Source organism: Brevundimonas sp. AVps31, assembly GCF_058681355.1.
This window is the reverse complement of sequence record NZ_CM178736.1, coordinates 2,663,743-2,677,308: the sequence shown is the minus strand read 5'-3', so window position 1 is coordinate 2,677,308 and position 13,566 is coordinate 2,663,743. Positions and strand designations below refer to the sequence as shown.

The 13,566-nt window shown below is 65.8% G+C and carries 18 protein-coding genes; all 18 read right to left on the bottom strand.

Features of this window, described 5'->3' with window-relative positions; translation table 11 throughout:
* Positions 1-5: 5 nt before the first annotated feature.
* The 18 genes from nuoL to ACW174_RS12970 all read right to left on the bottom strand — a co-directional run bounded on the left by nuoL (position 6) and on the right by ACW174_RS12970 (position 13,384).
* A complete protein-coding gene (gene nuoL / locus ACW174_RS13055; protein ID WP_492017279.1) occupies positions 6-2,099 on the bottom strand; it encodes an NADH-quinone oxidoreductase subunit L in 2,094 nt (697 codons plus the stop codon).
* Positions 2,100-2,107: 8 nt separating this feature from the next.
* Entirely contained in the window at positions 2,108-2,416 is a 309-nt protein-coding gene (gene nuoK / locus ACW174_RS13050) for an NADH-quinone oxidoreductase subunit NuoK (RefSeq protein ID WP_492014876.1), read from the bottom strand.
* Positions 2,416-3,042, bottom strand: coding sequence for an NADH-quinone oxidoreductase subunit J (locus tag ACW174_RS13045; RefSeq protein WP_492014875.1), 627 nt, complete (start codon positions 3,040-3,042; stop codon positions 2,416-2,418). Before ACW174_RS13045 ends, nuoK begins: the two co-directional genes overlap by 1 nt.
* 74 nt (positions 3,043-3,116) lie before the next feature.
* Entirely contained in the window at positions 3,117-3,608 is a 492-nt protein-coding gene (gene nuoI / locus ACW174_RS13040; protein WP_492014874.1) for an NADH-quinone oxidoreductase subunit NuoI, read from the bottom strand.
* Positions 3,608-3,823, bottom strand: coding sequence for a hypothetical protein (locus ACW174_RS13035; protein WP_492014873.1), 216 nt, complete (start codon positions 3,821-3,823; stop codon positions 3,608-3,610). Before ACW174_RS13035 ends, nuoI begins: the two co-directional genes overlap by 1 nt.
* Positions 3,820-4,053, bottom strand: coding sequence for a hypothetical protein (locus ACW174_RS13030; protein WP_492014872.1), 234 nt, complete (start codon positions 4,051-4,053; stop codon positions 3,820-3,822). The genes ACW174_RS13035 and ACW174_RS13030 overlap by 4 nt, the downstream gene beginning before the upstream one ends.
* A complete protein-coding gene (gene nuoH, locus ACW174_RS13025; RefSeq protein WP_492014871.1) occupies positions 4,050-5,114 on the bottom strand; it encodes an NADH-quinone oxidoreductase subunit NuoH in 1,065 nt (354 codons plus the stop codon). The genes ACW174_RS13030 and nuoH overlap by 4 nt, the downstream gene beginning before the upstream one ends.
* 6 nt (positions 5,115-5,120) lie before the next feature.
* On the bottom strand, positions 5,121-7,166 hold the full coding sequence (gene nuoG / locus ACW174_RS13020) for an NADH-quinone oxidoreductase subunit NuoG (RefSeq protein ID WP_492014869.1): 2,046 nt from the start codon (positions 7,164-7,166) through the stop codon (positions 5,121-5,123).
* Positions 7,166-7,663, bottom strand: coding sequence for a hypothetical protein (locus ACW174_RS13015; RefSeq protein ID WP_492014868.1), 498 nt, complete (start codon positions 7,661-7,663; stop codon positions 7,166-7,168). The genes nuoG and ACW174_RS13015 overlap by 1 nt, the downstream gene beginning before the upstream one ends.
* 2 nt (positions 7,664-7,665) lie before the next feature.
* The gene (gene nuoF, locus ACW174_RS13010) at positions 7,666-8,979 is read right to left on the bottom strand and encodes an NADH-quinone oxidoreductase subunit NuoF (protein WP_492014867.1); all 1,314 of its coding nucleotides are present in this window, start codon (positions 8,977-8,979) and stop codon (positions 7,666-7,668) included.
* 5 nt (positions 8,980-8,984) lie between these two features.
* A complete protein-coding gene (locus ACW174_RS13005) occupies positions 8,985-9,254 on the bottom strand; it encodes a hypothetical protein (protein ID WP_492014866.1) in 270 nt (89 codons plus the stop codon).
* Positions 9,251-9,913 carry an NADH-quinone oxidoreductase subunit NuoE gene (gene nuoE, locus ACW174_RS13000; protein WP_492014864.1) on the bottom strand — a complete coding sequence of 221 codons (663 nt, stop codon included), beginning with the start codon at positions 9,911-9,913 and terminating at the stop codon, positions 9,251-9,253. Before nuoE ends, ACW174_RS13005 begins: the two co-directional genes overlap by 4 nt.
* Positions 9,913-10,101 (bottom strand): hypothetical protein, encoded by a 189-nt coding sequence (locus ACW174_RS12995; protein ID WP_492014863.1) that lies wholly within the window; start codon positions 10,099-10,101, stop codon positions 9,913-9,915. Before ACW174_RS12995 ends, nuoE begins: the two co-directional genes overlap by 1 nt.
* Positions 10,098-10,496, bottom strand: a complete 399-nt coding sequence (locus ACW174_RS12990; RefSeq protein ID WP_492014862.1) for a hypothetical protein — start codon at positions 10,494-10,496, stop codon at positions 10,098-10,100. The genes ACW174_RS12995 and ACW174_RS12990 overlap by 4 nt, the downstream gene beginning before the upstream one ends.
* Positions 10,496-11,674 (bottom strand): NADH-quinone oxidoreductase subunit D, encoded by a 1,179-nt coding sequence (locus tag ACW174_RS12985; RefSeq protein WP_492017278.1) that lies wholly within the window; start codon positions 11,672-11,674, stop codon positions 10,496-10,498. Before ACW174_RS12985 ends, ACW174_RS12990 begins: the two co-directional genes overlap by 1 nt.
* 89 nt (positions 11,675-11,763) lie before the next feature.
* Positions 11,764-12,360, bottom strand: a complete 597-nt coding sequence (locus ACW174_RS12980) for an NADH-quinone oxidoreductase subunit C (protein WP_492017277.1) — start codon at positions 12,358-12,360, stop codon at positions 11,764-11,766.
* A gap of 23 nt (positions 12,361-12,383) precedes the next feature.
* Entirely contained in the window at positions 12,384-13,037 is a 654-nt protein-coding gene (locus ACW174_RS12975; RefSeq protein ID WP_492014861.1) for a NuoB/complex I 20 kDa subunit family protein, read from the bottom strand.
* A complete protein-coding gene (locus tag ACW174_RS12970; RefSeq protein ID WP_298100386.1) occupies positions 13,007-13,384 on the bottom strand; it encodes an NADH-quinone oxidoreductase subunit A in 378 nt (125 codons plus the stop codon). Before ACW174_RS12970 ends, ACW174_RS12975 begins: the two co-directional genes overlap by 31 nt.
* Positions 13,385-13,566: the final 182 nt, after the last annotated feature.

Sequence of the window (13,566 nt, the reverse complement as noted above, 5' to 3'; positions counted from 1 at the left end):
CAAGATCAGGCTCCCCACGCAGTAAGGGCGAACGCGAGGAAGAGGCAGAGACCGATGAGCATCACGAACGCATAGAAATAGACATAGCCGGACTGGAAGCGGGCAAGCCCGCCGGCGAACTTGCGGGACAGCCAGGCGAAGCCGTTGGGTCCGCCGCCGTCGATGATCTTCACGTCACCGATCTTCCAGAAGAAGTCGCCCAGCGCCTTGGCGCCCTTGACGAAGATGAAGTCGTAGACCTCGTCGACGTACCACTTGTTGTACAGGAAGCCGTGGATGACGCCCCCGCGGTCGGCCATCCGGCGCGCCATGCCCTCCTTGAGGACATAGAGCCAGAAGGCGGCGAAGGTGCCGATCAGGGTCATCACCAGCGGCGACCACTTCACCCAGGTCGGAACCGAGTGGGACTCGTGGAGCACGTGGTTGTGCGGGCCCGAGAAGATCGCGGCCTTCCAGAACTCGCCCTCGTGATGGCCGATGAAATAGGGCGCGAAGACCACGCCGGCGAAGATCGCGCCGAGCGACAGGAGGATCAGCGGAACCAGCATGATCCACGGGCTCTCGTGCGGCTTCAGCGGGCCATGGTGAGCGTGGTCATCATGCGCGTGATCGTCATGGTGCGCGTCGGCGACCGGCTCGGAGTGGGTCTCCAGCTGGGCGTGCGAGGCGTGGTCGTCAGGGGCGTGCGCGTGATCTTCGTGGGCCTCTTCCTTCCACACCGGCTTGTTGTGGAAGGTCATGAACACCAGACGCCACGAATAGTAGGCGGTCAGACCGGCGGCGAGGATGCCGACGAAGAAGGCGAACAGGCCGATGGGCGAATGGCCCGACGACGCGGCGGCGAAGGCGCTCTCGATGATCGCATCCTTCGAATAGAAGCCCGCAAGACCGCCGATGCCGGGGATGCCCAGACCGGTGATGGCGATGGTGCCGATGGTCATGACCGCATAGGTGATCGGCAGCAGCTTCCACAGGCCGCCCATCTTCCGCATGTCCTGCTCGTGATGCATGCCGGCGATCACCGAACCGGCGCCCAGGAACAGCAGCGCCTTGAAGAAGGCGTGGGTGAACAGGTGGAACATGGCCGCCTCATAGGCGCCCACGCCCGCGGCGAAGAACATGTAGCCGAGCTGCGAACAGGTCGAATAGGCGATGACCCGCTTGATGTCGTTCTGGGCCAGACCGACGGTCGCGGCGAACAGGGCCGTCACCGCGCCGATGGTGGCGACGATGGCCGAGGCGCCGGGCGCGTACTCGAAGATCGGCGACAGCAGGCAGACCATATAGACGCCCGCGGTGACCATGGTGGCCGCGTGGATCAGGGCCGACACGGGGGTCGGGCCCTCCATGGCGTCCGGCAGCCAGGTGTGCAGGAAGAACTGGGCCGATTTGCCCATCGCGCCGATGAACAGCAGGAAGGCCGCCAGATCGAGCGCCGACCAGGTATGGCCCAGGAACTCCCAGCCCGTGCCCGCCTTGGAGGCGATCATCGGGAACAGCTCGGCGAACTGGATCGTGCCGAACATCCAGAAGACGGTGAAGATGCCGAGCGCGAAGCCGAAGTCGCCCACGCGGTTGACCACGAAGGCCTTGATGGCGGCGGCGCTGGCGGTGGGCTTCTTGTACCAGAAGCCGATCAGCAGATAGGACGCCAGCCCCACGCCTTCCCAGCCGAAGAACAGCTGCATGAAGTCACCGGCGGTCACCAGCGCCAGCATGGCGAAGGTGAACAGCGACAGGTAGGCGAAGAACCGGGGCTTGTCCGGATCCTCGGACATGTAGCCCCAGCTGTAGAGGTGAACCAGCGACGACACGCTGGTCACGACCACCAGCATGGTGGCCGACAGGGCATCGATGCGGATCGACCAGTTGGAGATGAAGTCGCCGACGTGGATGAACGGCGCCAGGGTGATCAGGAACGGCTCCAGGCCGCCCCAGGTCCACTGGCTGAACACGATCCACGAAATGGCGCAGGCGAAGAACAGCAGGCCCGTGGTGATGGACTGCGAAACGACATTGCCCAGACGACGGCCGCTGAGGCCGACGATGGTCGCGCCCAGGAGCGGGGCGAAGATCGCAAGGGTGACGAGAAGCTGGATATTCACGATCAGCCCTTCATGACCGAAGCGTCGTCCACGGCGATGTCGCCGCGGTTACGGAAGAAGGTCACCAGAATGGCCAGGCCAACGGCGGCCTCGGCGGCCGCGACGGTCAGCACGAACATGGCCATGATCTGCCCCGACACATCATTCAGGTAGCTCGAGAAGGCGACGAAATTGATGTTCACGGCCAGCAGGATCAGCTCGACCGACATCAGGATGATGATGACGTTCTTGCGGTTCACGAAGATGCCGAAGACACCGATGGTGAACAGGATGGCGGCGACCGCCAGATAGTGCTGCAGGGTGACGACCATCAGACCAGATCCTCGGGGGTGACGCCGGCGCCGGTGGTGACCGACTTCACTTCCATCGCCGTCTTCGCATCGCGCCCGACCTGGGCGGCGACGTTCTGGCGTTTGATGCCCGGCTTGTGGCGCAGGGTCAGGACGATGGCGCCGATCATCGCGATCAGCAGCACAATGCCCGCCGCCTGGAAGAAGTAGACGTAGTCCGTGTAGAGCACCCGGCCGATCGTCTCGATGTTGGAGGCGTCCGCCGTGGCGACGGCCGGCCCGGTCGCGTCCGCCGCGGCCCCGCTCGTCGCGACCGTCAGCGAGATGATGACCATCTCGGCCAGCAGCACCCCGGCCACGATCACCGCCAACGGCAGGTATCGCGCGAAGCCTTCGCGCAGCCGCAGGAAGTCGACGTCCAGCATCATGACGACGAACAGGAACAGCACCGCGACGGCGCCCACGTAGACGACCACCAGCAGCATCGCCAGGAACTCCGAGCCCAGCAGGACGAACAGCCCCGCTGACGAAAAGAACGTCAGGATCAGCCACAGGACACTGTGCACGGGGTTCTTCGCCGTGACGACCAGCAGGCCGGCCACGACGGCGACCGCCGCCAGAATATAGAAGGCTATGCCTTGCAACATCGGAGGCCTCAGCCCCTTTCGGTTATGGGCGGCGACCCCCTTCGGAATCGCCCTCCCCGTTCAGCCTGTGCGCCTTAACGATAAGGCGCGTCGAGTTCCAGATTTCTGGCGATCAGCCGTTCCCAACGGTCACCGTTCGAGAGCAGTCGATCCTTGTCGTACAGCAGTTCTTCGCGCGTTTCGGTCGTGAACTCCGAGTTCGGACCTTCCACGATGGCGTCCACCGGGCAGGCCTCCTGGCACAGGCCGCAGTAGATGCATTTGACCATGTCGATGTCGTAGCGGGTCGTGCGGCGGCTGCCGTCGGCGCGCGGTTCGGCCTCGATGGTGATGGCCTGGGCCGGGCAGATGGCCTCGCACAGCTTGCAGGCGATGCAGCGCTCTTCACCGTTCGCATAGCGGCGCAGGGCGTGCTCGCCGCGGAAGCGGGGCGACTGCGGATTCCGCTCGAACGGATAGTTCACCGTCATCTTGGGACGGGCCATGTATTTCAGCGACAGGCCGACAGCGCCGATGACGTCGACGAGCAACGCACCTTTCGCGGCCTGGACGAGACGGTTCAGCATTATTGCGCGCCTCCGGTACGCGGGCACTCGCGGGCGTAACGCTCGCTTTGTTTATCCATCGCCTCGCAGCGTTGCAGGCGCTCGGCCTGCTGACGCTCGATGCGTTCCTGCCGCTGCTGCCACTGATAGGCGGACACCGGCAGGGGTTCATAGGGCTCGCCGGCGCAAGCGCCCAGCGTTGTCACCGCGACAAGGGCGGCCATCAGACGGATCATCGGCCCCTCCTCACCACGCGGTCACAGCCTTCCGGCTGATCATCGCGCTCGCTGCGGTCCGACCGACAGGCCGGATGGTTGCGGTCATTGCGTTCACGCGCCCGCTCGGCCCGGTCCATATTGCCCATGGGCGAGCCCGCTTCCGGCTGGATCGGCCGGAAGACGGTCTGGCACCCGCCGACGGACAGCGCCGCCAGCATAAGGCCGGAAAGGACGAGCGTGCGGATCATGCGCCCACCGCGAACACGCGCCAGGCGGCGACGAAGACCACACAGACCAGCGAGGTCGGCAGGAAGATCTTCCAGCCCAGACGCATCAGCTGGTCATAGCGGTAGCGGGGCACGAAGGCCTTCACCAGGGCGATCATGAAGAAGGCCACCACGATCTTGGCCAAGAAGGTGACCAGATAGATCGCCTGCTCCAGCCAGCCCGGCAGGGAGTCCAGCCACATCTGCGGCACGCCCGGGTTCCAGCCGCCGAAGAACAGCAGGCTGATCATGGCGCACATGAAGACGATGTTGGCGTATTCGCCGATCATGAACAGCAGGTAGGGGGTCGAGGAGTATTCGACCTGATAGCCGGCCACCAGTTCCGACTCGGCCTCGGGCAGGTCGAACGGCGGGCGGTTGGTCTCGGCCAGGGCCGAGATGAAGAAGATCACCGCCATCGGGATCATCACGATGATCGTCGGCCAGGTCCCTGCCCCGCCGCCGAAGGCGAACCAGTTCCAGAACATGCCCTGCTGCTGCTGGACAATGGCGGTCAGGTTCATCGTCCCGGCCAGCAGGATGACGTTGATGATCACCAGACCGATGGAGACCTCATAGGACACCATCTGCGCCGCGGACCGCAGCGAGCCGAGGAACGGGTACTTCGAGTTCGAAGCCCAGCCGCCCATGATGATGCCGTACACGCCCAGCGAGCTGATCGCGAAGATGTAGAGGATGCCGACGTTGAGGTCGGAAATCACCCAGCCCGGCGCGAACGGAATGGCCGCCCAGGCGATGAAGGCGAGGATGAAGGTCAGCAGCGGCGCCAGCAGGAAGACGACCTTGTCGGCGCCCGCCGGGACGACGATTTCCTTCAGCACGAATTTGAAGAAGTCGGCGAAGGACTGAAGCAGGCCGAACGGACCCACGACGTTGGGGCCCTTGCGCATCTGCACGCCCGCCCAGATCTTCCGGTCGGCCAGCAGCAGGAAGGCCAGCGAGATCAGGATCCCGACGGTGACGAGCAGGATTCCGCCGATGGTGGCGAGCGTCCAGCCGAGAGGAGTGGTCCAGAAGTCCATAGAGCCTTACTCCGCCGCCATCGCGACCGGGGCGATCCGCTGGGCGGACAGCTCGGCCATGGTCACGCTGGCGCGCGTGATCGGGTTGTTCAGATAGGGGTCGCGCACTGACGAGGCGAAGGCGACGTCGCCCAGGTCGCCCTTCCGGCCCAGCGCCGCCACGTCGAACGACGCGGGCGTCGGCAGGTAGTCGATCCGGCCGAAGGTCGGGTGATCCGCCATCAGCTTCGAACGCAGCGCGTCCAGCGTATCGTACGGCAGGGTCTGGCCGACCAGAGCCGACAGGGCGCGCAGGATGGCCCAGTCTTCCTTGGCCTGCCCCTTCGGGAAGACAACGCGTTCCGCCATCTGCACCCGGCCCTCGGTGTTCACATACAGGCCCGACTTCTCGGTATAGGCCGAGCCCGGCAGGATCACATCCGCCCCATGGGCCCCGCGGTCGCCGTGGCTGCCCAGATAGACGCGGAAGGCGTCCGAGCCCCCCAGTTCGATCTCGTCGGCGCCCAGCAGGAACAGCACATCCAGTGCGCCCGGCTTGACCATGTCGGCGACGGTCTTGCCGCCCTCGCCCGGGACGAAGCCCATGTCCAGACCGGCGACGCGCGCGGCGGCGGTATGCAGGACGTTGAAGCCGTTCCAGCCGTCCGCGACCACGCCGACCTTCTTCGCCAGCGCGCCCAGGGCGTTCAGCACGGCCGCGCCGTGGGCGCCCGACAGCGCGCCCGAGCCGACGATGATCGCCGGGCGTTCGGCCTTGGTCAGGAAGTCCATCGCCGCCTTCGGCAGCTTGGCCAGCGTCTTCGAACCGGCGCCGAGCCAGCTGTAGTCAAACGTCAGGGCCGCCTGTTCGCCGATCAGGCCGATCTCGGTCTTGCCGGCCAGCCAGCCCTTGCGCAGACGGGCGTTCAGCAGCGGGGCCTCAGTGCGCGGATTGGCGCCCACGATCAGGACCGCGTCCGCATTTTCAATGCCTTGCAGCGTCGTATTGAACAGCCAGCCCTCACGCGGGCCGTAACCCAGGGCCGCGCCGTCCTGACGGCAGTCGGTGTTGGCCGAGCCCAGCGCGCGGAACAGGTCCAGCGCCGCCTTCATCGATTCCGCGTCCTGCAGATCGCCGGCGACCACGCCGATGCGATCCGCCGGGGCGGCGTTCAGCTTCGCGGCCACGACGCCCAGCGCCTCGTCCCACGAGGCGGCGCGCAGGCGGCCGTTCTCACGCACATAGGGGCGGTCCAGACGCTGGCGCTGCAAGCCGTCGACGGCGTAGCGGCTGATGTCCGACAGCCATTCCTCGTTGATGCCCTCGTTCACGCGCGGCAGCACGCGCATCACTTCCGCGCCCTTGGCGTCGGCGCGGATGTTGGAGCCCAGCGCGTCCATGACGTCGATGGTCTCGGTCTTCTTCAGCTCCCACGGGCGGTAGTGGTACTGCCACGGCCGGTGCGTCAGGGCGCCCACGGGGCACAGGTCGTTGACGTTGCCCGACAGCTCGCTGTCGATGTTCTTTTCCAGATAGGTGGTGATCTCGGCGTCCTCGCCGCGCGAGATCATCCCGATGTCCGGCACGCCCGCAACCTCGGTGATGAAGCGGACACAACGGGTGCACTGGATGCACCGCGTCATGAAGGTCTTCACCGTCGGACCCATGTTCTTTTCTTCGACCGCGCGCTTGTTCTCGGCATAGCGCGAGCCGTCACGGCCATAGCCGACGGCCTGGTCCTGCAGGTCGCATTCGCCGCCCTGGTCGCAGATCGGGCAGTCCAGCGGGTGGTTGATGAGCAGGAACTCCATCACCCCTTCGCGGGCCTTCTTCACCATCGGCGTGTCGGTGAAGATTTCCTGGCCCTCGGCGGCCGGGAGCGCGCACGACGCCTGCGGCTTCGGCGGTCCGGGCTTCACCTCGACCAGGCACATGCGGCAGTTGCCGGCGATGGACAGGCGCTCGTGGTAGCAGAAACGCGGGATCTCATGGCCGGCCTTTTCGGCGACCTGGAGCACGGTCATCCCGGGCTCGAACTCGGTTTCTACGCCGTTGACCTTGGCGACGGGCATCAGCGGGCCTCTTGCTCTGCCGGCACGGTATACTCTTCCGTGGCGGCGCTCCCATCGGGGAGCGTCGTGTTGATGGTGATGGTGTCGCCGTCAAGGACGAAGCGCACCACCGGGTCGCCGGACTGGTTCATCCAGCGATTGGCTTCGGGCGTCGGGAAGTCGACCGGCTTCCAGGTGATCAGGTCGCCGTCGACGCGGCATTGACCGCGCTTGCGGCCCCCGTCGACCGGCGCGCGCCAGGAGGCGTTGACCACCTGACCCTCGATCCCGTCGATCTCGATGGCGGAGACGTCCTGACCGTGGATCGCGGCCAGACCGGCGCGGCAGACGCGACGCAGGTTGGCGGCGGTCAGCACGACCGGCGCCCTCACCGCTCCGTCCGACGCCGGAGCGGCGGCCGAGACGGTTTCCGCCGGCGTCGGCGCAGGCGCGTCCGTCCGCTCACCGCAGGCGGCGAGGGCGAACAGGGCCAGCATCGGAACGGCGGTCAGGCGCATGGCTACTCCGCCGCGATCGCGTGGCCGGCGAAGTTCGCGCGGCGGCTGCGGTAGGAGGCGATACGCTCCTCGATCTCGTGGCGGAAGTGACGGATCAGGCCCTGCACCGGCCATGCGGCGGCGTCGCCCAGCGCGCAGATGGTGTGGCCCTCGATCTGGGTCGAGACCTCCAGCAGCATGTCGATCTCGGACGGGTCGGCCTCGCCGACGGCCATCCGCTCCAGCACGCGCCACATCCAGCCGGTGCCTTCACGGCACGGCGTGCACTGGCCGCAGCTCTCGTGCTTGTAGAAATAGCTGATGCGGGCGATGGCGCGGACCAGGTCGGTCGACTGGTCCATGACGATCACCGCCGCCGTGCCGAGGCCCGACTTCATCTCGCGCAGGCTGTCGAAGTCCATCAGCGCGACTTCCGACATCTCGCGCGTGATCAGCGGCACGGACGAGCCGCCCGGGATGATGGCTTTCAGATTGTCCCAGCCGCCGCGCACGCCGCCGCAATGATCTTCCAGCAGCTGACGCAGCGGGATCGACATCGCTTCTTCGACATTGCACGGGCGGTTCACGTGGCCCGAGATCGACATGATCTTCGTGCCGGTGTTGTTCGGACGGCCGAAGCCCGCGAACCATTCGGCCCCGCGCCGCAGGATGGTGCCGACGACGGCGATCGACTCGACGTTGTTCACCGTGGTCGGGCAGCCGTACAGGCCCGCGCCGGCCGGGAACGGCGGCTTCAGGCGCGGCTGGCCCTTCTTGCCTTCAAGGCTCTCCAGCAGGGCCGTCTCTTCACCGCAGATGTAGGCGCCGGCGCCGTGGTGGATGTAGACGTCGAAGTCCCAGCCGTGGACGTTGTTCTTGCCGATCAGCCTGGCTTCATAGGCCTGCTTGACCGCGGCCTCCATGCGCTCGCGCTCCAGCACGTACTCGCCGCGCAGGTAGATGTAGCAGGCGTGGGCCTGCATCGCGAAGCTGGCGATCAGGCAGCCTTCGATCAGCAGCTGCGGATCGTGGCGCATGATCTCCCGGTCCTTGCAGGTCCCGGGTTCGGATTCGTCGGCGTTGACGACCAGGTAGTGAGGACGATCCTTCACCTCCTTGGGCATGAACGACCACTTCAGGCCGGTCGAGAAGCCCGCGCCGCCGCGTCCGCGCAGGCCCGAGTTCTTGACGTTGGTGATGATCCAGTCCCGACCCAGGTCGAGCATGTCCTTCGTCGCGTTCCACGCGCCGCGCGACTTCGCCCCCTCAAGGCCCCAGTCCTGGAGACCATAGAGGTTGGTGAAGATGCGATCCTTGTCTTCGAGGATACCGACCATGGTTCCTAGAGTCCTTCCGCCAGACGGCGCTTGTGGTAGCGGGTACGCAGATAGGTCGCGGTCAGGAACAGCACCCAGCCCGCGGCGACGGCGCCGTAGGCGACCAGCATCAGCGCCTCATTGACCGGCAGGGCGTCATAGCGCGTCGCCACGACGTAGCCGGCGCCCAGCAGGATCAGCACCAGGCCGCCCAGCCGCAGCGGCCGTCCGACGGCCTTCACCTCGGCGCGATAGGCCGCGCGGCCCTCGTCGGTGTTCAGGTCGGGCAGGCTCATGCCGTCACCGGATCGCTGTTCGGCAGCTTGACGATCGGCTTGGCGGCCGCGCCGTCATACAGCTTCGGATCGGTCAGGGTCAGGGCGCCGCCCTCCGGCTCCGAGCTGGCGCGACCGACGCGCGAGCCGGGCTTGGGCGTCTTGCCGGCGGCGAAGTCGTCGATGATCTGGGCCATGTTGTCCGGCGTCAGGTCTTCGAAATAATAGTCGTTGATGGCGGCCATCGGCGCGTTGGCGCAGGCGCCCATGCACTCGACCTCTTCCCAGGTGAAGCGGCCGTCGGCGCTCAGGGTCTGTTTCGGCCCGATCTTCTTCTTGCAGACGTCCATCAGGTCGCCGGCGCCGCGCAGCATGCAGGGCGTGGTGCCGCACACCTGGATCAGGGCCGCCGAGCCGACCGGCTCCAGCATGAACATGGTGTAGAAGGTCGCGACCTCCAGCACCCGGATATAGGGCATGCCCAGCAGGTCGGCGATCGCGCGGATCGCCGGCTCCGGTACCCAGCGCTCCTGCTTCTGGACCAGCCACAGGATCGGGATCACCGCCGACTGACGACGGTTCTCGGGATATTTGGCGATCCACCAGTCAGCCTTCGCCTTCGTCGCCTTCGAGAAGGCGAACGACGCGGGCTGTTCCTTGGCGAGACGACGAACGCTCATCAGACTTCCATTTCCGAAGCGACGACACCGTCGCCGATCATCTTCTTGCGCAGGGTCAGGATCCTGTGCTGGCCCTGACGCCGCAGCAGCACATTGTGCTGGTAGGTTTCGCCGTTCATGTCGGTCGCGGCGTAGCTCACCACTTCCCAACCCTGCCGGACCAGATCACTCAGGGGCTTGTCGCTCATCGGGCGCTCCCCATCCATCGACCCAGACGCGCGCTCCAGACGTCGCGACCGGCCTGACGCAGGTCCCGCGACAGCCACGACAGCGGCGGCAGGAACCGCACGACCATCTGACCCGCGAAAATCGCCCCGCTCATCCACACGACGGAGCGCAGATTGGCTTCCAGAAAGCCCCTGCCCTCTTCCAGATAGCCCAGCCGATACGCGCCGCGCACCAGCGTCACGCCCGCCGTCGCCGGCGCGGCGACCATGGCCGAGGCCAGGGCGAACTTCACGCCGCCCATGATCGCCCGACGGCGCGGCGAAAAGGCGAACTGCACCGCGACGCCCAGCGTCAGCAGCACAGCGAACCAGATCGCCTGCGTCGTCGTGAAGATCGGCTGGACGGCGAATCCCATCAGCGGTCGACCTCGCCGAACACGATGTCGAGCGAGCCCAGGATGGCCGACACGTCGGCCAGCATGTGGCCGCGGTTCATCCAGTCCATCGCCTGCAGCGAGCGGAAGCCCGGCGCCGAGATCTTCACGCGGTACGGCTTGTTGGTGCCGTCGGACACCAGATAGATGCCGAACTCGCCCTTGGGCGCCTCGACGGAGGCGTAGACCTCGCCCTCGGGCGTGCGGAAGCCTTCGGTGTAGAGCTTGAAGTGGTGGATCAGCGCTTCCATCGAGCGCTTCATCTCACCGCGCTTGGGCGGGACGATCTTGTTGTCCTCGATCATCACCGGCTCGCCGGGGCAGTTGCGCAGCTTGTGGATGCACTGCTCCATGATCCGCACCGACTGCTTCATCTCCTCGATGCGGCAGAGGTAGCGGTCCCAGCAGTCGCCGTTCTTGCCCACGGCGATGTCGAAATCGAGATCGGCGTAGCATTCGTACGGCTGCGACTTGCGCAGGTCCCACGGGATGTCCGACCCGCGGATCATCACGCCGGTGAAGCCCCAGTCGAGGGCCTCCTGCTTGGACACCACGCCGATGTCGACGTTGCGCTGCTTGAAGATGCGGTTCTCGGTGACGAGGGATTCGATGTCCTTCAGCGCCGCCGGGAAGGTCTGGCACCAGCGACCGATGTCGTCGACCAGATCCATCGGCAGGTCCTGATGGACGCCGCCCGGACGGAAATAGTTGGCGTGCAGACGGGCGCCGCAGGCGCGCTCGTAGAACACCATCAGCTTCTCGCGTTCCTCGAAGCCCCAGAGCGGCGGCGTCAGGGCGCCGACGTCCATGGCCTGGGTCGTCACGTTCAGCAGGTGGCTCAGGATGCGGCCGATTTCCGAGTACAGGACGCGGATCAACTGGGCGCGGTACGGCACCTCGATGCCCAGCAGCTTCTCGATCGCCAGACAGAAGGCGTGCTCCTGGTTCATCGGCGCGACGTAGTCGAGGCGATCCAGATACGGCACGTTCTGCAGATAGGTCCGCGCTTCCATCAGCTTTTCGGTGCCGCGGTGCAGCAGGCCGATGTGCGGATCGACGCGGGTCACCAGCTCGCCGTCCAGCTCCAGCACCAGACGCAGCACGCCGTGCGCGGCCGGGTGTTGCGGGCCAAAATTGATCGTGAACTTGCGGTCGTCCATCGCCTTGGCGTGGTCGGTGCGCCCGTCGTGCGGCAGGTCATCGAAGACGTCCGTGCCGAGGGGGGCCGGGATGGTGTTGGAATCAGCCATCAGCCCTTCACCTTCTCATCGCCCGGCAGGACCGGGGCGGGATACTCGGCGCCTTCCCACGGGGACAGGAAGTCGAAATTGCGGAACTCCTGAGTCAGCTTGACGGGCTCGTAGACCACCCGCTTCTGCTCCTCGTCGTACCGGACCTCGACATAGCCGGTCATCGGGAAGTCCTTGCGCAGCGGATGACCCTGGAAGCCGTAGTCTGTCAGCAGGCGCCGCAGGTCCGGGTGGCCCGAGAACAGCATGCCGTACATGTCGAACGCCTCGCGCTCGAACCAGTCGGCGCAGGGGAAGACCGACACGGCGCTGGGCACCGGCTGGACCTCGTCCGTCGTCACCTTCACGCGAATGCGCGCGTTCCGGGTCAGCGACAGCAGGTGATAGACCACCTCGAACCGCTCCTCGCGATCCGGGAAGTCCACGCCGCACAGGTCCAGCAGCTGCTGGAAGCCGAAGCGATCCTTCAGCGTGGCCAGAACATCCACGATCCGGTCGCGCTCGGCCACCAGCGTCAGCTCGCCGAACGCGACCTGCGCCTGCACGCCCAGCGCGGCCACCATCTCGGCGCCCAGCGGCGTAAGGGCGGTTTCCAGCGCCTGTTGCTTCACCAGAGAAGTCATCGTTCGATGGTCCCCGTGCGACGGATCTTCTTCTGCAGTTGCAGCAGGCCGTAAAGCAGCGCCTCCGCCGTCGGCGGGCACCCCGGAACGTAAGCATCCACAGGTACAACGCGGTCGCAACCGCGAACAACACTGTAACTATAGTGATAATACCCGCCGCCGTTGGCGCAGGAGCCCATCGAAAGCACGTAGCGCGGGTCCGGCATCTGATCGTAAACTTTACGAAGCGCCGGAGCCATCTTGTTGGTCAGGGTGCCGGCCACGATCATCAGATCCGACTGACGCGGGCTGGCGCGCGGGGCCATGCCGAACCGCTCCATGTCGAAGCGCGGCATCGACGCCTGCATCATCTCCACGGCGCAGCAGGCCAGACCGAAGGTCATCCACATCAGCGAGCCGGTGCGCGCCCAGTTGATGACGTCGTCCAGCGAGGTCGTGATGAAGCCCCGCTCGCCCAGCTCGGCGTTCACGGCCTCGAAGAATTTGTCGTGGATCGCCGGGTCATAGCCCTCGACGGTCGAGCGCGCGCCCATCCCGAAAGAGACAGGCGAAGACGCGCCCGGCCCCACCGGCGATGCGCCGGAGTTGCCCATGCCGATCAGCGGCACATTGTTGGTCGTCACTCCCATTCGAGCGCGCCCTTCTTCCATTCGTAGATGAAGCCGACGGTCAGGACGCCGAGGAAGACCATCATCGACCAGAAGGCGAACACCATGCCCGCCTGCGACAGGTCGAACATCGACACCGCCCAGGGGAACAGGAAGGCCACTTCCAGATCGAAGATGATGAAGAGGATCGACACCAGATAGAACCGAACGTCGAACTTCATGCGCGCGTCGTCGAACGCGTTGAAGCCGCACTCATAGGCGGACAGCTTTTCCGAGTCGGGATTCTTGGGGGCCAGCACCCAGGCCGCCAGCATAAAGCCGAGCCCGAGCACCGCCGCGATCCCGAGAAAGATCACGATCGGCAGATATTCGAGAAGGAATGCATTCATCCGTAGGGACCTCGTCCGCCACAGAGGGAGGGGCGGATTCGGCGCTTTCTAGACCCGGATGGCCCGAGGTTCAAACCCATGCTGTGAAAGGATTTTCTTGAGAATGGTTCGCAGCACTGCGGACAGTTGGTCGCACGCCGTTCCTCTTGCGCCGCCTGACCCTCTCGCGTCCCCTCGCGTCA

Bases quoted from the DNA above. Each gene is read 5' to 3' on its own strand.
- nuoK (WP_492014876.1), bottom strand. From the start codon at position 2,416: ATGGTCGTCACCCTGCAGCACTATCTGGCGGTCGCCGCCATCCTGTTC.
- ACW174_RS13045 (WP_492014875.1), bottom strand. From the start codon at position 3,042: ATGTTGCAAGGCATAGCCTTCTATATTCTGGCGGCGGTCGCCGTCGTG.
- nuoI (WP_492014874.1), bottom strand. From the start codon at position 3,608: ATGCTGAACCGTCTCGTCCAGGCCGCGAAAGGTGCGTTGCTCGTCGAC.
- ACW174_RS13035 (WP_492014873.1), bottom strand. From the start codon at position 3,823: ATGATCCGTCTGATGGCCGCCCTTGTCGCGGTGACAACGCTGGGCGCT.
- ACW174_RS13030 (WP_492014872.1), bottom strand. From the start codon at position 4,053: ATGATCCGCACGCTCGTCCTTTCCGGCCTTATGCTGGCGGCGCTGTCC.
- nuoH (WP_492014871.1), bottom strand. From the start codon at position 5,114: ATGGACTTCTGGACCACTCCTCTCGGCTGGACGCTCGCCACCATCGGC.
- nuoG (WP_492014869.1), bottom strand. From the start codon at position 7,166: ATGCCCGTCGCCAAGGTCAACGGCGTAGAAACCGAGTTCGAGCCCGGG.
- ACW174_RS13015 (WP_492014868.1), bottom strand. From the start codon at position 7,663: ATGCGCCTGACCGCCGTTCCGATGCTGGCCCTGTTCGCCCTCGCCGCC.
- nuoF (WP_492014867.1), bottom strand. From the start codon at position 8,979: ATGGTCGGTATCCTCGAAGACAAGGATCGCATCTTCACCAACCTCTAT.
- ACW174_RS13005 (WP_492014866.1), bottom strand. From the start codon at position 9,254: ATGAGCCTGCCCGACCTGAACACCGACGAGGGCCGCGCGGCCTATCGC.
- nuoE (WP_492014864.1), bottom strand. From the start codon at position 9,913: ATGAGCGTTCGTCGTCTCGCCAAGGAACAGCCCGCGTCGTTCGCCTTC.
- ACW174_RS12995 (WP_492014863.1), bottom strand. From the start codon at position 10,101: ATGAGCGACAAGCCCCTGAGTGATCTGGTCCGGCAGGGTTGGGAAGTG.
- ACW174_RS12990 (WP_492014862.1), bottom strand. From the start codon at position 10,496: ATGGGATTCGCCGTCCAGCCGATCTTCACGACGACGCAGGCGATCTGG.
- ACW174_RS12985 (WP_492017278.1), bottom strand. From the start codon at position 11,674: ATGGACGACCGCAAGTTCACGATCAATTTTGGCCCGCAACACCCGGCC.
- ACW174_RS12975 (WP_492014861.1), bottom strand. From the start codon at position 13,037: ATGGAAGAAGGGCGCGCTCGAATGGGAGTGACGACCAACAATGTGCCG.
- ACW174_RS12970 (WP_298100386.1), bottom strand. From the start codon at position 13,384: ATGAATGCATTCCTTCTCGAATATCTGCCGATCGTGATCTTTCTCGGG.